At 68.7% G+C, this 17,590-nt stretch carries 22 protein-coding genes; 9 read left to right on the forward strand and 13 right to left on the reverse strand.

Translation table 11 applies throughout. The annotated features are described in order from the left end of the window. Positions 1-12 precede the first annotated feature (12 nt). The 5 genes from G8346_RS13325 to G8346_RS13345 all read right to left on the reverse strand — a co-directional run bounded on the left by G8346_RS13325 (position 13) and on the right by G8346_RS13345 (position 3,930). Entirely contained in the window at positions 13-222 is a 210-nt protein-coding gene (locus tag G8346_RS13325) for a hypothetical protein (RefSeq protein ID WP_166052136.1), read from the reverse strand. 43 nt (positions 223-265) lie between these two features. Beyond that, positions 266-973: a molecular chaperone gene (locus G8346_RS13330; protein WP_206202769.1), complete on the reverse strand. Its 708-nt coding sequence runs from the start codon at positions 971-973 to the stop codon at positions 266-268. Positions 974-1,108: 135 nt separating this feature from the next. Next, a complete protein-coding gene (locus G8346_RS13335) occupies positions 1,109-2,779 on the reverse strand; it encodes a 4Fe-4S binding protein (protein ID WP_166052138.1) in 1,671 nt (556 codons plus the stop codon). Further along, positions 2,769-3,440: a DUF3306 domain-containing protein gene (locus G8346_RS13340; protein WP_166052140.1), complete on the reverse strand. Its 672-nt coding sequence runs from the start codon at positions 3,438-3,440 to the stop codon at positions 2,769-2,771. Before G8346_RS13340 ends, G8346_RS13335 begins: the two co-directional genes overlap by 11 nt. Positions 3,441-3,444: 4 nt before the next feature. Continuing rightward, entirely contained in the window at positions 3,445-3,930 is a 486-nt protein-coding gene (locus G8346_RS13345; protein ID WP_166052142.1) for a DUF3305 domain-containing protein, read from the reverse strand. Between the two features lie 194 nt (positions 3,931-4,124). Between G8346_RS13345 and G8346_RS13350 the strand changes: the two genes are divergently transcribed. After that, complete coding sequence (locus G8346_RS13350; protein WP_206202770.1) at positions 4,125-5,072, forward strand: helix-turn-helix transcriptional regulator; 948 nt, start codon at positions 4,125-4,127, stop codon at positions 5,070-5,072. A gap of 42 nt (positions 5,073-5,114) precedes the next feature. On the opposite strand, the gene G8346_RS13355 is transcribed toward G8346_RS13350, so the two are convergent. After that, a complete protein-coding gene (locus G8346_RS13355) occupies positions 5,115-5,336 on the reverse strand; it encodes a DUF6494 family protein (protein ID WP_206202771.1) in 222 nt (73 codons plus the stop codon). Between the two features lie 59 nt (positions 5,337-5,395). Continuing rightward, complete coding sequence (locus G8346_RS13360; RefSeq protein ID WP_166052144.1) at positions 5,396-6,784, reverse strand: sigma-54 dependent transcriptional regulator; 1,389 nt, start codon at positions 6,782-6,784, stop codon at positions 5,396-5,398. Positions 6,785-7,051: 267 nt separating this feature from the next. Here G8346_RS13360 and G8346_RS13365 point away from each other — a divergent pair, with 267 nt between their 5' ends. The 4 genes from G8346_RS13365 (at position 7,052) to glp (ending at position 10,467) form a co-directional block, all read left to right on the forward strand. Beyond that, positions 7,052-7,756 carry an ABC transporter permease gene (locus G8346_RS13365; RefSeq protein WP_166052146.1) on the forward strand — a complete coding sequence of 235 codons (705 nt, stop codon included), beginning with the start codon at positions 7,052-7,054 and terminating at the stop codon, positions 7,754-7,756. Continuing rightward, a complete protein-coding gene (locus G8346_RS13370) occupies positions 7,749-8,525 on the forward strand; it encodes an ATP-binding cassette domain-containing protein (RefSeq protein ID WP_166052149.1) in 777 nt (258 codons plus the stop codon). The genes G8346_RS13365 and G8346_RS13370 overlap by 8 nt, the downstream gene beginning before the upstream one ends. Positions 8,526-8,590: 65 nt before the next feature. Further along, positions 8,591-9,211, forward strand: coding sequence for a molybdenum cofactor guanylyltransferase MobA (gene mobA / locus G8346_RS13375; RefSeq protein WP_166052151.1), 621 nt, complete (start codon positions 8,591-8,593; stop codon positions 9,209-9,211). Next, positions 9,208-10,467, forward strand: a complete 1,260-nt coding sequence (glp, locus tag G8346_RS13380; protein ID WP_166052154.1) for a gephyrin-like molybdotransferase Glp — start codon at positions 9,208-9,210, stop codon at positions 10,465-10,467. The genes mobA and glp overlap by 4 nt, the downstream gene beginning before the upstream one ends. A 50-nt stretch (positions 10,468-10,517) precedes the next feature. Here the strand turns inward: glp and G8346_RS13385 are convergent, their stop codons facing one another. Continuing rightward, entirely contained in the window at positions 10,518-11,654 is a 1,137-nt protein-coding gene (locus tag G8346_RS13385) for an OprO/OprP family phosphate-selective porin (protein ID WP_240901512.1), read from the reverse strand. 57 nt (positions 11,655-11,711) lie between these two features. Then, positions 11,712-12,470 carry a substrate-binding domain-containing protein gene (locus G8346_RS13390; RefSeq protein ID WP_370520655.1) on the reverse strand — a complete coding sequence of 253 codons (759 nt, stop codon included), beginning with the start codon at positions 12,468-12,470 and terminating at the stop codon, positions 11,712-11,714. Between the two features lie 134 nt (positions 12,471-12,604). Between G8346_RS13390 and moaB the strand changes: the two genes are divergently transcribed. The 4 genes from moaB to G8346_RS13410 are packed head-to-tail and all read left to right on the forward strand — an operon-like array spanning position 12,605 to position 15,239. Then, positions 12,605-13,123 carry a molybdenum cofactor biosynthesis protein B gene (gene moaB, locus G8346_RS13395; protein WP_206202772.1) on the forward strand — a complete coding sequence of 173 codons (519 nt, stop codon included), beginning with the start codon at positions 12,605-12,607 and terminating at the stop codon, positions 13,121-13,123. Next, positions 13,120-14,208 (forward strand): hypothetical protein, encoded by a 1,089-nt coding sequence (locus G8346_RS13400; protein WP_166052157.1) that lies wholly within the window; start codon positions 13,120-13,122, stop codon positions 14,206-14,208. Before moaB ends, G8346_RS13400 begins: the two co-directional genes overlap by 4 nt. Next, positions 14,205-14,960 (forward strand): selenium cofactor biosynthesis protein YqeC, encoded by a 756-nt coding sequence (yqeC, locus tag G8346_RS13405; RefSeq protein ID WP_166052159.1) that lies wholly within the window; start codon positions 14,205-14,207, stop codon positions 14,958-14,960. Before G8346_RS13400 ends, yqeC begins: the two co-directional genes overlap by 4 nt. Next, positions 14,961-15,239 (forward strand): ubiquitin-like small modifier protein 1, encoded by a 279-nt coding sequence (locus G8346_RS13410; RefSeq protein WP_166052161.1) that lies wholly within the window; start codon positions 14,961-14,963, stop codon positions 15,237-15,239. A 34-nt stretch (positions 15,240-15,273) separates the two neighbouring features. Here G8346_RS13410 and G8346_RS13415 read toward each other — a convergent pair whose 3' ends face one another. Genes G8346_RS13415 through nqrF form a run of 4 tightly spaced genes read right to left on the reverse strand, consistent with a single transcriptional unit; the run spans position 15,274 to position 17,582 of the window. Next, positions 15,274-15,729 carry a hypothetical protein gene (locus G8346_RS13415; RefSeq protein WP_166052163.1) on the reverse strand — a complete coding sequence of 152 codons (456 nt, stop codon included), beginning with the start codon at positions 15,727-15,729 and terminating at the stop codon, positions 15,274-15,276. A 15-nt stretch (positions 15,730-15,744) separates the two neighbouring features. After that, positions 15,745-16,155, reverse strand: coding sequence for a CBS domain-containing protein (locus tag G8346_RS13420; RefSeq protein ID WP_240901533.1), 411 nt, complete (start codon positions 16,153-16,155; stop codon positions 15,745-15,747). 10 nt (positions 16,156-16,165) lie between these two features. Next, positions 16,166-16,357 (reverse strand): (Na+)-NQR maturation NqrM, encoded by a 192-nt coding sequence (gene nqrM, locus G8346_RS13425; RefSeq protein WP_165348411.1) that lies wholly within the window; start codon positions 16,355-16,357, stop codon positions 16,166-16,168. 4 nt (positions 16,358-16,361) lie between these two features. Continuing rightward, the gene (gene nqrF, locus G8346_RS13430; protein ID WP_166052167.1) at positions 16,362-17,582 is read right to left on the reverse strand and encodes an NADH:ubiquinone reductase (Na(+)-transporting) subunit F; all 1,221 of its coding nucleotides are present in this window, start codon (positions 17,580-17,582) and stop codon (positions 16,362-16,364) included. Between the last annotated feature and the right edge of the window lie 8 nt (positions 17,583-17,590).

The following is a 17,590-nucleotide window of genomic DNA, read 5'->3' on the forward strand; positions in this document are numbered from 1 at the left end:
GATCCGGGGGGATCAGATACGAGCCCTCTGGTAGTAGGTTCGGATGTGCGGCGTCTCGTGGTAGCCCTTCGCCGTATCGGGCTTGGACACCGGGGCGTCCATCTGCGGGGCCGCGACCGCCGTACCGGTCGCCATGGCGACCGCGGTGGCGCCGCTGGCCATTGCCAATCCTTTCAGGAACCGGCGTCTGCCGTTCGTTTCCACTTTTGCTTTCAGGCTCATTGTGCTCTCCACTTGAGTCCGCTCCAATCGAACTTGCTCCAACTCAGCTCACGCTCGGCTTTGCGGTCGGCGTTGCGCGAAATTCGCTGAGATACCTTTTCTCAACCTCGATGAACTGCTCTCCGAGCTGGCCGGCCGCACGGTAGAACCGTGCCGAGGGCGCCTGCTGCAGATCCCGGAAAAAGCGGCCCATCCAGGGCGAAATATGACGGTCGAAGAAACCTGCCTGGGACTCCAGGGTCGCGGGCTCTTCGCCGGTAATGATCATGGCCATCACGTCGCACAACGCGGCGGCGTGATCCTCTGGCTCCGTGACGCCTTCCTGGCGCTCGAACCCGAGGAACCTGAGCTCCTCGCGCAAGCGCGCCAGGGGCTTTTCCATCAGGAATCCGGTCAGGTACCAGGAGCCGTACGGCACGAGCTCGCCGCGGCCGACGCCGATGAACAGGTCCTGGTATTCGTCCGCCAGTTCGGCGGGGGAGCTGCGGCCGGCGGCCTGCGCGAGCATGCGCCAGGCGGCGCCGATGAGGTCGTCGCTGTCGCCCTGGCCGGCCTCGATCGCCGCGAGGACACTGAGGAGGCGTTCGTCCGGGGCGTTACCCAGCAACTGGGCCAGCAGGCTCCAGGTGTTGGCGCGCAGCAGGTCTTCCGCCGCTACGGCGTGCGCTGCGTTGCGCTGCGTCGACTCCATCCCGACTTCCGCGGTGGCCTCGGTCATCGTGTGCTCGTCTTTCTCATTATGGTCTTTCATTTTGCAACTATCAGGCCAGCGTTTTATGGAAGAAAAGACTCAAAGAAGACCCATATTCCACATTCCGGGGTCAGACCCCGTTGACATTGAGACATTCTGTCCGAACGATTGCGGCTAAATGTCTCGATTTCGGCCTTACAAACCGGCCGGTCCGCCCTGGCGGCCCGACTTGAACATGTCCTTCACGCGGCAGTGGTCGCACATCTGCAGGCGTCGGCGGGAGTCCTCGTCCTGGAACATCCAGTGGCCCTCCAGCTTCTTCAACATGTTGTCGAGCATGGAGCGGGTTCCGAAGGGCTTGCCGCAGGAAATACAGCAGAACGGCTGTTCCTCGTTGAGCACCCGCGGTTGCTGGCGCGCCTCGGCGTCGAACAGGAAGCGCGGCTTGAGGGTGATGGCGTCCTCCGGGCAGGCCTTCTCGCACAGCCCGCATTGCACGCAGTTCCACTCCGTGAACTTGAGCTGCGGCAGGTCGCCGCCGGCATTCAGCGCGGCCGTCGGGCACACGCTGACGCATCCCATGCACAGCGTGCAGGTGTCCTTGTTCACGCGGACCTCGCCGAAAGACGCGCCGGCCGGCAGCTCGGCGACTTTGTGCGGCGACGGGGCATGCCGGTAGAGATGCTCGATGGCAAGGCGCAGGATGCCGCGCTTGTCGTCCGGGCAGACGAACTTGGCCGGCTTGCAGCACGCCTCCGCGGGCAAAGGCTGCCACCAGCCCTCCGCGTCCCGGGCCGCCTCGGCGACGTTGAGCACCAGCAGCGACTCGCGCGCATACCCCATGCCTTCGAGCAGGGGGCGGCCGAATTCCACCTGGGCCCGCAGCTCGTCGACCATGCGGCGCGGCGCACTCGCCGTCACCGTGATGACCACGGCGCGAGCGCCGTAGGCCAGCGCCGCGAGCCAGGTGTCGAGGCCGAGCGAGCCCACCTCCTCGACCTCGAAAGGCAGGACGTCCTCCGGCATCGCCGGACCCAGGGTGTCCTGGATGGTCTTGCTCGACCAGGCATCGTGGATCATCAGCACGGGGCCCTGCCCGCCCGCCGCGGTGAAGTCGCCCAGCAGCGTCCTCAGGTGCGCCAGCAGGTCGTTCACTGCAGGGAAGGCGTAACTCATGGCACCGCTGGGGCATGCAGCGACGCAGCTGCCCGCGCCCTGGCACAGGTAGGGGTCCACACTCACCTTCTCGCCGATGGAGGTGATGGCGATGGTCGGGCAGGCGTCGATGCAGCGCGTGCACCCGGTTAGCCCGCTGCCACCGTGGGCGCAGATCGAGGGATCGTAGTTGAAGTACTTCGGCTTCTCGAACTCCCCCTGCATCTCCGGGATCTCGGCCAGCGCCCGCTCGAGGGCCGATGGGCTGCGTCCGCCCGCGTAGTAGCCGACCGGCGGCACCTCGTGCGGCAGCAGCGGCGGATCACAGAGGTCCAGCACGAGATCGAAATGCGGCGTCGCGGCGCCGGAAGCCTCGGCGAGGGAGAACGTGTCCTCGCCGCTGGCCAGGTTGATGGTGAAGCGGCCCAGGCGGCCATGCACCTCGGGCCGGCCGCCGCGCACCACCACGAAGTCGCCGACCTTGGACGGCTCGGGGGCGGCCTCGCCGGGCACCATGATCGTGCTCGGGACCCCCGCGCCCAGCTGCCGGGCAGCATCGAGCGCGGCTGCTTCCTCGCCTATGATGGCGAGGCGGCCGCTGGACTGGTAGGTCACGATCGAGGTCGGCTCCCCCTCGATCGTCGCGGTCTTGGCCAGGACCTGGGCGCGCGCGCGGCCCGCGTCGGTGGTGGCGGGAAGCTCAAGCGTCACGTTGCTTATCCTCGCTGGGGTCGGTGGCTGCATCCGGTGCCTCACCGGAAGCATCATCTGGCTGTTCGTCCGCGTCCGCGCCGGCCGAGGCCACGGCCTCGTTCCCGGCGGAATCCGCTGCGTCCTCGGCACCCGGCCGGGCCTCCGGATCGGCGGCAGCGGACGCCGCGGCGGCATCCGCCTCCTCCGCCTCAAGCTGCTGCTTCAGCAGGCGCTCCGCAGCGTGCTTCATGTCGGCGGTCACGATGTCGCCGAGCGCCGGAAAGCTGGTGAAGTCGTCGATGTAGTCGTCCAGCTCGCAGATGTAATTGAACTTCTGGCTGCGGAACAGCTTGCGCAATGCCTGCTTGCGCAGCGCCCCGCTGACGCGGGGCGACATGAAGCCACTGTAATCCGAATGCTCGTCCAGCGCTTCCAGCGGCGGCAGGTCCTCGTCCGCGGGCGGCAACTGCGCCTCGGATCCCTCAGCGGCCTCGTCCCGGGCCGCACCCGTGTCCGCAACCTCTTCCGCAGCCGGCGGCGCAGGTGGCTGCGGCGAGGGTTCGCCGTCGCGCGCCGCAGGGTCGCTCTTCAGGCGCGCCCAGCGGCGCAGGAAAGGCTCGGGCTCGGGCGCCTTGTCCGGCTCGGGCGCAGGAGGGGTCCAGAATTCTTTCTCGCTCATGGTGCTACTGTCGTTCCTCGCCGCCCCAGTCTTCGCGGCGGCGCTTCTTGCGTTCCTTGGGCTTGAAGTGAGTCATGACGAACTCTTCCAGCTGGCCGATGATCTCGGCGGGCACCGGCACCGCGAACACCTTGTAGTCCGCCTCGACGGCACTGGTGGATTCGTCATGGTCGGCCGTCACGGCGACCGGCTGCAGCTCACCGTCTTCCTCACTGCAGATGATGAACAGCGACGGCCGGGTGCCGGTGAGATTGAACCAGTAAGTCTCTGCCGCATCGCGGTACAGGTCCAGGCGCAGGCCGTCCCAGAGATACTGGGTGGCACCTTCAATTTCTCGCAGCGGCACGCACCGTGACTCGCCCGCGGCGAAGCGCTCGCCGGCCAGGACGGCCACGCCTTCCCAGTTCGCCAGGCTCCAGCCGGCACGCTGGATGACCTTGCGCGCCAGCACGGCGCCAACGGGGATGCTGAGCTGAGGCTTGGGACGCATAGGGTTCCGTCGAGTGTTGCTGGACATCGCAGCAGGGAGGCCGGCTAGAGTACCAGCTTGCCCCGCCGCCCGCTCATGCGCGCCGCGCGGCGCCGAACTGCCGAAGGATACGGAATGCTTCTTGCATGACTCAAGCCCCGAGGAGCCGCGCGGGCCCGGGGCCGCGCGCCGCACAAAGTGAGGAGCCCATCGCAATGCACGGCGACACATTCATCGACGACGAGGGGGCCCGCGGCAGCCGCGCGCCGGAAGCGGAGACGCTGCCGCGCTTCATGAGCGTGAAACAGGTGGCGCGCTACCTGCAGGTGAACGAGAAAAAGGTTTACGCACTCGCCGCCGACGGCATCATTCCCGCCAGCAAGGTCACCGGCAAGTGGCTGTTTCCGCGCGACCTCGTCGATCTTTGGTTGCTCGAATCCAGCCATGGCGGCTTGCTGTCCGACCGCATGCTGCTGGCCGGCAGCGACGATCCCCTCATCTATCGCGTCATCATGCAGATCGCCAACGAGGTGCAGGCCAAGGCGCTGATCAGCTATACCGCCACCGGCACGCAGCTCGGCCTCTCGCTGCTGGCGCGGCGCCGCGCCGACCTGTGCGGCATCCACTGGGGCCCGGCGGAGGAGAGCCGCCAGCGGCATCCCGCGCTGCTGCGCCAGTATCCCCAGCATCACGACTGGGTCCTGGTGCGCGGCTTCCTGCGCGAGCAGGGCCTGATCATTGCCGCCGGCCTGGCAGGCAGCGACCCGGAGGAACTGTTCTCGCGCGACAAGCAATGGGTGATGCGGCAGGAAGGCGCCGGCTCACGCCGTTTCCTCCAGGAACTGGTGACCCGCCACGGCCTGGATCCCGCCGCGCGGCGGGCCTCGGTGCGCGCCTACTCCGAGCGCGACGCGGCCTCGGCCATCGCCATGGGCTATGCCGACGTCGGCATCGGCATCCGCGCCGCGGCGACGGAGTTCGGCCTGGATTTCATGCCCATCGGCTGGGAGGCGTTCGACTTCGCCATGCCCAGGCGCATGTTCTTCCGCACCCTGTTCCAGAAGATGCTCGACTACCTGCGCAGCAGCGAGTGCCACCGGCTGGCACAGAAGTTCGGCGGCTACGACTTCAGCGAGACCGGCAACCTGGTCTGGCCAGTCTAGCGTTCACGCGGGGCGCCCGTTGCGAGCGCCCCGCGCCCGGACTCAGGCGAGATCCAGCTGCTCGCTGATGACGTGCTCGACGCCCAGGCCAGGCAGCTCCAGGGTCACCTTCGCCGCCACCGAGTCGCCCGGCTTGAGCGTGCCCGCCTCGAGCGCCGCGCGCACCGCCTGCTCGATCTCGCGCTGCGAGGTGATGCCGACGACCTTGAGGAACTTGCGAATCTCGAGGTTGAACTTGTCTTCGTCCAGGGAGGCGTTGCTCATGGGGATTCTCCGCGATGTGAGTGAAGTGAAAGAGAAAGGGCCGTGCAGCGGGCTGCGCTTCAGGAGCGTTCGCCTTCCAGGCCGTCGAACTGCATGCGGCGCTCCAGCGTCTTGCGCGACACGCCGAGGCGCCGCGCCGCGGCGGACTTGTTGCCGCCCATGGCGCGCAGCACCCGCGCCATGTGGTGCTGCTTGACCTCCTCGAGCGTCCAGTCGAGCGGATACTCGGCCACCTCGGCCGGCCCCGCCTCAGCCTCCGCCTCCGCCGCCGCGGCGAGCTGGTCCAGGACCAGCCCGCCCAGCATCAGGCTGCGCTCGATGAAGTTCTTCAGCTCGCGCACGTTGCCGGGCCAGCGGTATTCGCGCAGGCGCGCCATGCCGGGCCCGTCCAGTGGCAGCGCGGCCACCCCCAGGCTGCCCGACAGGGTGTCCATGAAATGTCGCGCCAGCGACTCGATGTCATCGGGGCGGTCGCGCAGCGGCGGCAGGTTGACCTGCGCCACGTTGAGGCGGAAATAAAGGTCTTCGCGGAAGCGGCGCTCCTTCACCAGGAGCGGCAGCTCGTGCTGGGTCGAGGCCACCACGCGCACTTCGACCGGCACCTCCTGGTCCGCGCCCACCGGCCGCAGCGTGCCTTCTTCAAGCACGCGCAACAGCTTGACCTGCAGGCTGAACGGCATCTCGCTCACCTCGTCCAGGTACAGCGTGCCGCCCCGTGCCGCGACGAAGAGGCCCTCGCGCCCCTGGTGCGCGCTGGTGAAGGCGCCCTTGGTGTGACCGAACAGCTCGCTCTCCAGCAGTTCCGGCGCGATGGCGCCGCAGTTCACCGCCACGAACTGGCCGCGGCGCATGCTGAGCGCGTGCAGCCAGCGCGCCACCAGTTCCTTGCCGGTGCCCGTCTCGCCCTCGATCAGCACCGTGCCCGGCAGCGGCGCGATACGCTCGATCAGGGCGCGCACTTCACGCATCTGGGGGCTGTCGCCAATCAGGTCGCGGCCGCGGGCCACGCCGTTCCTGGCGCGCAGCCGCGGCGCGGCGGACTGCTCACGCTCCCCTGCAGCAAGATCGCGCAGCGTCGCCAGCAGGGCATCCGTCTGCAGCGGACGGCTCAGCACCGCCGCGTTGCGCCCGGCCAGCGCCGTCTCCAGGGCCTCGGCCTGGCCGGGCTCGGCAAGCAGCACGATGCGGACGGGGACTTCTTCGCGTTCCAGCTCACCGAGCCAGTCGAGCGCGGCCGCATCGGGCAGCTCGGAGTTGACGACGAGAAATCCGAAGTGACAGCGGGCCATGAGCTGGCTGGCTTTCAGGGCGCCTTCCGCCGAGTCCACCAGCGCGACGTGGCGGCGCAGGGACTGGCGCAGCTGGCTGCGGAAATCAGGTCCGCCGCCGACCACGAGCACGGAGGCGCCCCTGAGGTCCACGTTCCCGTTGTTCGTCGCGAGTTTCAAGGCGTGTTGTCCTGTCTCTTTCGGCTCAAGGGTGGAGCGCGAGCGTACCGCCTGCGCCATAAAGACTCAACAATGGGATAAAACCTGGACAAATTGTCGCGCTGCGCCAAATTTTCCAGGCTCGGCCAGCACCAGGCTCGGTAATCATAACGCATCGGGAGCGCCGCGGTGGCGCTGGCATTGGCCTTGCATGACAACAGACCCGGGCGCGCCCGGGAAGTTCGGCGGCGCTCATGCCAAGGCTCGGCAAGGATACCCCAGGACGCAATGAACGACTTCTCCGCCGCTTTCGCCATGGCGGCGCAGCTGGTGTTGAGTTTCGACCCCGAGCTGGTCGAGATCGTGCTGCTGTCGCTCTACGTCAGCCTGTCCTCGGTGGCGCTGGCGGCGCTGTTCGGGCTGCCGCTGGGCGCCACCATCGGCATGCTGCGCTTTCCCGGCCGCCGCGCCGTCATCGTCATGATGAACGCGCTGATGGGCCTGCCGCCGGTGGTGGTGGGGCTGGTGGTGTACATGCTGCTGTCGCGCGCGGGACCGCTGGGCGAGTTCGGGCTGCTGTTCACGCCCACGGCCATGATCATCGCGCAGTTTATCCTGGTGGCGCCGATCGTCAGCGCCCTGTCCCGCCAGGTGGTCGAGGACCTGCACGAGGAATACGGCGAGCACCTGCGCTCGCTCGACGCGGGGCCGCTCGACAGCGCCGCCACCCTGCTATGGGACGGCCGGTTCCGCCTGCTCACGGCGGTCCTGGCCGGCTTCGGCCGCGCCATCGCCGAGGTCGGCGCCGTGCTCATCGTCGGCGGCAACATCCTGCATCACACGCGCGTGATGACCACCACCATCGCGCTGGAGACCAGCAAGGGCAACCTGGCCCTGGCCCTGGCGCTCGGCATGATCCTCATCGTGCTCGCAGCCGCGGTGAATGCCGCAGCCAGCATCCTGGCCGGCGTGGCGGAGCGGCAGCATGGCTGAGGTCCGGACAACCCACGACCGGCGCGCGGCCAGCACGGACCAGGCGCCAGCCGCACATCCCCTCATGCCGCTGGAGGTGCACGAGGTGAGCTTTGCCGCCGGCGGCAAGCAGATCATCGACAACGTCAGTTTCACCATTCGCGGCGGGGCGCGCACCGTCATCCTCGGCCCCAACGGCTCGGGCAAGAGTGTGCTGCTGCGGTTGCTGCACGGGCTGCTGGCCCCGGCGTCGGGGCGCATCAGCTGGGGCGGGTTGAGCCCCGCGCGGGCACGGCGGCGGCAGGGCATGGTCTTCCAGCGACCGGTGATGCTGCGACGCTCGACCCTGGCCAACCTGACGCATGCCCTGGCAGTGCATGGCATGCCGCGCGCCCAGCGCAGGGAGCAGGCCCGCCGCGCGCTTGCCGTGGCCGGCCTGGAAGACCGGGCGCGGCAGCCCGCCCGGACCCTGTCTGGCGGCGAGCAACAGCGTCTTGCGATCGCGCGGGCCTGGGCGCTCGAGCCCGAGGTGCTGTTGCTGGACGAACCCACTGCGAATCTCGACCCGGAAGCGACTGCGGCGATCGAGGCGCTGGTGCGCGCCGTCGAGGCGCGCGGGACACGGATCATCATGACCACGCATGACATCGGCCAGGCGCGGCGACTTGCCACCGAGGTCATGTTCCTGCATCGCGGCCGCCTGCTGGAGCACGATGCGGCCCATGCCTTCTTCGCCGGCCCCGCCACGCCGGCCGCCGCCAGCTTCATCGGCGGCGGCCTGCCGCTCTGATACGGCACGCAGCCGGCAGCGAAAATCCTTATCATTGCGGGCCGGCCCGCTATCATGCAGACCCCATGGACGCGCAAGACAAACGACTGCCCATCACCGCGGTAATCCTCGCCGGCGGCCGCGCCACGCGCATGGGCGGCCAGGACAAGGGCCTGGTCCAGCTCGCCGGGCGGCCCATGATCGCCCACGTGCTGGCGGCGCTCGCCCCGCAAGTGGAATGGCTGGTGATCAACGCCAACCGCAATCTCGATCGCTACGCCGGCTTCGGCTGGCCCGTGGTGCGCGACGACGACACCGGCTTTCTCGGGCCGCTGGCGGGGCTGGCGGCGGGGATGCGCTCGGCCTCCACCACGCTGGTCATGACCGCCCCCTGCGACTGCCCGTTGCTGCCGCCCGACCTGGCGCTGCGCCTGCACGACGCCCTCGAGCGGGAGGACGCGGAAATCGCCGTGCCGCACGACGGCGAGCGCCTGCAGCCGGTGTTCATGCTGGTGCGGCGTACGCTCAGGGACAGCCTCGAGACTTACCTGGCCAGCGGCGGCCGCAAGATCGACCGCTGGTTCGAACACCATCGCCTCGCGGAAGTCGACTTCTCGGACCGGCCGGACACCTTCGTCAACGTCAACGACCCGGAGGAGCGGCGCGCCGTCGAGGCACGGCTGGCGCCCGCAGGAACCACACGATGAAACACCACAATCCCGGCTGCGGCGGCGGCCACGACGATCCCGCCCAGACGCTGCAACAGGCGCTGGCCAACATCAGCGCAGAGATCCACCCGGTCGAGGGCTTCGAGTGCGTCGCCACGCGCGACGCCCTGGACCGGGTGCTGTATGCGCCCGTGCACTCCCGTGTCGACGTGCCCGCGCACAGCAACTCGGCCATGGACGGTTACGCCCTCGCCGGCGCCGGACTGCCTGCCGAGGGCGAACGCGCCTTTCGCGTCATCGGCACCGCGTTCGCCGGGCATCCCTTCGCCGGCACGGTCGGCGACGGAGAGTGCGTGCGCATCATGACCGGTGCGCCCGTGCCCGACGGCACCGACACGGTGGTGATGCAGGAACGCGTGCGCCGCGAAGACGACCACGCGCACATCGGCGCCGGCCACCGGCCCGGGGACAACGTGCGCATGGCGGGCGAGGACCTCAAGGCCGGCGCCGTGGCGCTGGAGCCGGGCGTGCTGCTGCGCCCGGCCCACCTCGGCCTGGTCGCCTCGCTGGGCATCGGTGAAGTGAAAGTGCGCCGACGCCCGCGGGTCGCATTCTTTTCCACCGGGGACGAGCTCGCCTCCATCGGCGAGCCGCTCGGGCCGGGCCAGATCTACGACAGCAACCGCTACACCCTGTTCGGCATGTTGACGCGGCTCGGGGTCGAGGTCATCGACCTCGGCGTGGTGCGCGACACGCGCGAGGACCTGGAGCAGGCCTTTCACCTGGCGGCGGCGCAGGCCGACGCCATCATCACCTCCGGGGGCGTCTCCGTGGGCGAGGCGGATTTCGTCACCGAGACACTTGACAGGATCGGCGACGTCGGTTTCTGGACCGTGGCCATCAAGCCGGGCCGACCGGTGGCGTTCGGCCGCGTCGGGGGCGCGCTGTTCTTCGGCCTGCCCGGCAACCCGGTGTCGGTGATGGTGACCTTCTACCAGCTCGTGCAGCCGGCGCTGCGCATCCTTGCCGGCATCGCCACGCCCGAGGCCCCGGCGCTGGTCACCGCGGTGCTCGAGTCGAGGCTGAAGAAAAAGCCCGGCCGGCGCGAGTTCCAGCGCGGGGTGCTGCGGATGGCCGCGGACGGCAGCTATCGCGTCGAGACGGCCGGCAGGCAGGGGTCGGGCATCCTGCGCTCCATGGCGCACGCCAACTGCTTCATCGTGCTGCCGGAGGATTGCGGCGACCTGGACGCCGGCGCGCAAGTGACGGTGCAACCCTTCGCCGGCTTGTGCTGAGCCGCGCCCCGAAGGAGCGCGGCCCAGCCGGATTGCGCGCCTTTGACAAGTCAGAAGTGAAACGCGGCCCGCGCGATGAGGATGTTGGGCGACTCGTCGCCCACGACCTGCCCATCCACTGCGGCAGCGCTGTCCTGCACGTCCACCATGATGTAGTTCAGCATGAAGCGCACGTTGGGGTTGGCGTAGTAATTCACGCCGACTGAAACGTTGTCCTGCTCGCCGCCCTGGAAACCGGAGTCGTTCAGGTCGACGCTGCTGTAGCGCAGCGCCAGTTCCCAGGCGCCCCGTTCCGGGTCGCCCGGCGTGATGCCGCGGAAGCGGCCGCCACGATACCCGCGCGTCTCGCCCGTGAGCATCCACGAGCCGTGCACGTACCAGCCTGAGAAATCGGGTTCAGCGCCCGCGCTGCGGCCCACGCCGACGCCGAGGTACTCTCCCTGGACCATCACCGGGCCGGACTGGAATGCCGCCTCGAAGCCATACTTGGTGGTGCTCTCGACGTCGCTGATGCTGCCGGTGTCGATCAGCCGGTTGCCGTCGGCGCGGGCCTCGGGCCGATCGGAGAAACGCGCGCTGGCGTAGTCGCGCACGTCCTCGTAAGCCACGGACAAGCCGAGGTGTAACAGGCCCGCGTCGAGTTGCGGCGCGTACATGAAGCGGGCGCCGATGCCGATGGGATCGTCGCCCGGCTCGTTGTCGCCGATGGCGCGGCCGTAGACCATGCCCTGGAAGCCCAGGGCACCGCTGAAATAGTCGTAGCCGAGGCCCAGCCGATAACCGTCCACCAGCGCATTGGAGGGCGACGGCCGCTCGATGAAGGGCATGGTATTGGTGCTGGACAGCTCCTCCATGCCCTGGGGCACTTTGAAGTGGCCGATGTTCAGCGTGCCGCCACGCCAATTCCGCCGCAGGACCACGTCCTGCGCGCTGGTCTCGTTCTCGGCGAAGTCGTATTCGATGACCGCCGACCAGTCGTCCGTAAGCACGCCCTGCATCCCGATGCGGGTGCGGCGCACGTTGAACCCGTCATCCAGGTCGAGTTCGTCGTTGTCGTGGATGCCGTAATCCAGGTGCAGGCGGCCGCGGAGCTCGAACTCGGGCGCCGCAGCAGCGGCGGCCGGGTAATAAGCCAGCGCGGCGCCGAGCATCGTGCACAGCGCAACGCGCAAGGTTGTTTGTTTCATCTTGGGAATTCCTCTTGTCCGTCTATGGGCCGAGCGCGCAGGACAGAGCGCGCCGCGTCAGTCGGAGTGAGCGCTCGGAAAAAATAGTTGCTCACCGCGCACTTTGAAATCCGCAATTGCCGACTGGCCCGCCGCGGACACCAGCCACTCGTGCCAGGCCTGCGCCAGGTCGTGCTTCAGGTGGGGCAGCCGCTCGGGGCTGAGCAGCAGGCTGCCGTACTGGTTGAACAGCACCGGGTCGCCCGCGAACACGATCTCGAGGTCCTGGCGGTTGGCAAAGGCGATCCAGCTGCCGCGATCGGCCAGCACGTAGGCGTCCATTGCCGCGGCGGAGTTCAGGGTCGCGCCCATGCCGCTGCCGAGCTCGCGATACCAGCTGGCTTTCGGCAAGCCGCCGGCCGACTCCCAAATGCGCTGTTCTGCGCGGTGGGTACCGCTGTCGTCGCCGCGGGAGGCAAAGATCGCTTCCTTCTCGCGGATCATCCGGAAGGCCTCCGCCGCCGTCCTGGCGGCCTTGACGCCGGCCGGGTCTTTAGCCGGACCGATGACCACGAAGTCGTTGTACATCACGTCGCGGCGCTCGGTGGCGAAGCCTTCCGCCACCATCTGCTCCTCGCCAGCCGTGTCGTGGACCAGCAGGCAATCGGCGTCGCCGTTGCGGGCGATGGCAAATGCCTGGCCGGTGCCCACCGCCACCACGCGGACGTCGATGCCGGTAGCGCTGCGGAATAGCGGGACGAGATGAGAAAACAGGCCGGTGTTTTGCGTCGACGTCGTGGAGGCCAGCACGATGAAGCGGCCGTCTTGCGCGGACACGACACCACTTGCGCCAGGCAAAAGGCAGGCAAGCACGAGCAACCAGTGGCGTAGGCGAAAGCGGTCCAAGCGGCCCTCCCCGAGTTCGCGTCGATTACAATGGCCCGTCCCGCCAGGCCAACCGGAACGCAATTATGACCGATCGCAGCTTCGTCGCGCTCAACATCGCCGTCCTTACCGTTTCCGACAGCCGCGGCGAAGCGGAGGACAAATCCGGCAAGCTGCTGGTCGAGCGGCTGACCAGGGCCGGCCACCGCTGCCACGAGAAGCGCATCGTGCGCGACGACACCTACCAGATCCGCGCCGTGGTCTCGGGCTGGATCGCGGACCCGGAGGTCCACGCCGTCATCACCACCGGCGGCACCGGGGTGACCGGGCGTGACGGCACGCCGGAAGCCGTGCAGCCGCTGCTGGACAAGACCCTGGACGGCTTCGGCGAGATCTTCCGCATGATCTCCTGGCAGCAGATCAAGACCTCGACCATCCAGTCGCGCGCCGTCGCCGGCGTGGCCAACGGCACCTACGTGTTCTGCGTGCCGGGCTCCTCGGGCGCCTGCGCCACCGCCTGGGACGAGCTCATCGAAGCGCAGCTGGACAAGCGCACGCGGCCCTGCAACCTCGTGGACCTGATGCCGCGGCTGCTGGAGACATGAGCGGAACCCGGCGCATGTTGCTGGTCGGCACCCAGAAAGGCCTGTTCATCGCCCGGCCCGATGGGGACGGTGATGGCGACGGATGGACCCTGGACGGGCCCCATGTCGCGGGCTACGAGATCATCCACTGCTGCGCCCCGCCGGCCGAACCCGGCGTGATCTACGCCGCCGCCAGCCACAAGATCTGGGGCGCGCACATCTACCGCAGCGAGGACGGCGGGCGCAGCTGGGCGTCGCTCCCGGCGGCCCCGCAGCATCCCGCCGGACTGCACCAGACCGCGCTGAAGTCGATCTGGTACCTGGCCGCGGCGCCGGGCGGCCGACTGTACGCAGGCATCGATCCGGCCGGCCTGTTCTACAGCGACGACCGCGCCGCCAGCTGGCACCCCGTCGCGGCGCTCAACGAGCACCCGACCCGGGACACCTGGGAGCCCGCGCGCGGCGGCTTCTCGCTGCACTCCATTCGCATCGACCCGGCGAACGCCGACCGCCTCTACGTCGCCATATCGGCCGGCGGCGTATATCGCACTGAGGACGGCGGCACCAGCTGGGCGCCGGCCAACGCCGGCGTGCGCGCCGAGAACCTGCCGACGCCCTTCCCCGCCAGCGGCCACAACGTGCACCGCCTGGTCATGCACCCGCTGCGCCCCGAGCGGCTGTACCGGCAGTGCTACCACGGCACCTGGCGCAGCGACGACGCCGGCCGCAGCTGGACCGAGATCACCGCGGGGCTGCCGGGCAATTTCGGCTACGCCATCGCGGTCGATCCGCGCGACCCCGACACGCTCTACCAGGTGCCGGAGTCCGACTCGCACATGCGCACCGTGGTCGACGGCCGGCTGCGCGTGTACTGCAGCCGCGACGCCGGCGCGAGCTGGGCGTCCATGAGTGACGGCCTGCCGCAAAGCCATGCGTGGGTGACGGTGCTGCGCGAGGCCATGGATGCCGACGCCGACGGCGGCGTGTATCTCGGCACCTCTGGCGGGCACCTGTTCGCCAGCCGCGACGGCGCGCGCAGCTGGCAGCTGGTGGCCGGCTTCCTGCCGCGCATTCTCTCGGTGCAGGCGGTGGACGGCACGGCATGAGCGGCGACCTGCTGGAGCTTCTCGGCGCCCGCGAGGGCATCGTCTGCGCCACCGGCGCCGGCGGCAAGAAAAGCGTGCTGTTCGCCATCGCGGCACGGCACCCCGGGCGCGTCGCCTTCACCACCACGGTGCGCACCCTGCCGCCGCCCGAGGCCCTGGGGGGGCAGGTCATCCTGGCGGGTGAGGAGCAGCTGGAAGAGCAGCTGCGCGGGCTCGGGCCGCAACCCTTCCTCGCCTACGCCTGCCCCGGGGACAAGCCTGGCCGCCTTGCCGGCGTCCCGGGCGCCCGCATCACCGCGCTGCACCATGCGCTCGGCTTCGATCTCACCCTGGTGAAGGCGGACGGCGCGCGCATGCGCTGGGTCAAGGCCCCGGCGGCGGATGAGCCCGTGCTGCCGCCCGGCACGACCACGCTGCTGCCGGTGATGTCGGCGCGGGCGCTCGGCGAACCGCTCGGGGAGCGCATCGCGCACCGCGTCGAACGGCTCGCGGAACTCGTCGGCATCGCGCCCGGCGAACCTTTCACCCCGGCCTGCGCCGGCCGCCTGCTTGCGAGCGCGGACGGCCTGCTGCGGGGCGCGGGAAATGCACGGGTGGTGCCGGTGATCAACATGGTGGACGACGCCGAGAAGCTGGCGCTCGCGACTGCGGCGGCCGAGACGGCGCTGGAGTTGACTGGCCGCTTCGACCGGGTAGTGTTGATGAGACTGAACCGGCCCGATCCCGTGGTCGCCGTCATCGGAGCCCGCTGAGTGAGCACCGTCACCGTACAGATTCCGCCGCCGCTGCGGCCCTTCGCCGACCAGGTCGCCGCGCTCGAGGTCGAGGCGGCGACCGTGGGCGAGGCGCTGGCACGCATCGGCGCCGGGCGCGAGGCATTGCTGTCGCGGGTACTGACGCCGGAAGGGGAACTCCGGCCCTACGTGAACGTGTTCGTCGGCGCGCGCAATGCCCGCCACCTGGACGGGCTCAGCACGGCGCTCCAAGAGGGCGACGTGGTCGCCATCATTCCGGCCGTCGCCGGGGGCTGAAACTCGTCGGCAGCGTGCGCGGCTGGGGCGGCCGCTAGAAATCCATCAGCATGTTCGCGTTGCGCGCCAGCTTGTGCTTCTCGCGCTCGGCGCGCGCCCGCAGGCTGGCGAACAACTCTTTCTGCTCCGGCGTGCCGCTCTTGGCCTCCAGCCGCAGGTACAAGCCCTCGAGCCAGGCCAGCACTTCCAGCCCGAGGCCGAGCAGCTCGTCGGGATCCGCTTTCTCGTGCAGCGCTTCCTTGATGCGCGCATGGATCCCGCTGTCGTTGATGGTGAAGGGATCCCACTCCTTCAGCGCCGGGTCTTCCGCGCGGTGGCTGAAGCTGCGCACGCTTTCGGCCAGCTCTTTTTCCCGCTCGCTCATGTACTCCAGCATCATGCGCGAGCGGCCCTTGGCGGTGCGCCCGGCCAGCTCCGCGTAGGAATCGGCCAGCCCCTCGTGGAACTCTTCGATATAGGACATGACTTCGCCGGTCTGGTTGAATCTCATGCGGGTGCTCCCGGCTCAGGGCCGTTCCTGTTCCATTTCCTGCAGCGCCTGCAGGACGTCGCGCAGGCTGATGTTGCCGACCACGCGGCTGTTCTTCAGCACCGGCAGGCCGCGGTGGTAGAACTGGCCGCCGCGGTGCAAGAGCTTGGCGATATCCATGATGCTGTCATCGATGTCCACGGTCTCGAACTCGGTGCACATGAAGTCGCGCACGCGCCCGCCGCGGGAGCCGTGGTAGCCGGCCTGCATCTCCGCCGCGAGGCAGTCGGTCTCGGACAGCACGCCGACGAGGTTGCCGAGCCGGTCGATCACCGGCCCGCCGGAGATCCCTTTCTCGACCATGATGCCGGCAGCCTCCAGCACCTCCATCTCGGGGGAGAACTGGATCAGGTTGCGGGACATGTAATCGCGTGCCGTGAAGCCCATCGCCCTCACCTCATTGTCCTTGTGCCGCGCGCCGGCGCGCGCAGGGACGACGGCAGGCGCCGCCGCAGTCGGAGTCCACGCCGGGCACCCGGTTCAGGCCGCCGCAGCTGCCCTCGATGCGCCCGCGCCCGGCCATCACGCCGATGGCCATGCCGGCGATGGCAGTGAGAAACAGCAGGAAAGCGATCACGAATACGGCCATGCGCTCAGCCTCCGAAGTCGTCGAGGAGGATATTCTCTTTCTCGACCCCGAGATCCGCCAGCATCTTCAGCACTGCCTGGGTCATCATCGGCGGGCCGCAGATGTAGTACTCGATATCCTCCGGGGCCGGGTGGTCCTTGAGGTAGTTGTCGTACAGCACCTCGTGGATGAAGCCGGTATGCCCCTGCCACTCGTCTTCCGGCAGCGGGTCGGACAGCGCAATATGCCAGGTGAAGTTTTCGTGCTTGCGCTCGAGCTCCTCGAACTCCTCGTGGTAGAACATCTCGCGCTTGCTGCGCGCGCCGTACCAGAACGTCATCTTGCGGCTGCTGTCGAGGCGCTTGAGCTGGTCGAAGATGTGCGCCCGCATGGGCGCCATGCCGGCGCCGCCGCCGATGAAGCACATCTCGGCGTTGGTCTTCTTGGCGAAGAACTCGCCGTAGGGCCCGGAGATCGTGACCACGTCGCCCGGCTTGAGGCCGAAAATGTACGACGACATGATGCCCGGCGGCACGTCGGGCATGCGCGGCGGCGGCGTCGCGACCCGGACGTTGAGCATCACCATGCCCTTCTCTTCCGGGTAGTTGGCCATGGAATAGGCGCGCATCACCGGCTCCTCGACCACGGAGCGCAGCTTGAACAGGTCGAAGCGATCCCAGTCTTCGCGGAACTTGTCCGGGATCTCGAAATCCGCGTAGGACAGCTCGTGCGGCGGCGCCTCGATCTGGATGTAGCCGCCGGCGCGGAAATTGAGCTCCTCGCCCTCCGGCAGCTCCAGCACCAGTTCCTTGATGAAGGTGGCCACGCTGCGGTTGGAGCGCACGCGACACTGCCAGCGCTTGATGCCGAAGACCTCGCGCGGCACCTCGATGCGCATGTCCTGTTTCACCATCACCTGGCAGGAGAGGCGCTCGCCCGCGGCGGCCTCGCGCTTGTTGATGTGCGAGGTCTCGGTCGGCAGGATCACGCCGCCACCCTCCTGCACCTTGACCTTGCACTGGCCGCAGGTGCCGCCCCCGCCGCAGGCCGAGGCCACGAACAGCTTCGCGTCCGCCAGCGCGCCCAGCAGCTTGGTGCCGACCGGCGCGTGGATGGTCTTCTCGTCGTTGATGACGATGTTCACCTGGCCGGTGGCCACGAGGCGCGAGCGCGCCGCCAGGATGATGAACACCAGCGACATCACGATGAAAGTGAACAGGACCACGCCGAGACCGATGACCAGCATGGCGTCCT

This window comes from Thioalkalivibrio sp. XN279 (assembly GCF_011089885.1).
In the GTDB taxonomy this organism is placed as follows: domain Bacteria; phylum Pseudomonadota; class Gammaproteobacteria; order Steroidobacterales; family XN24; genus XN24.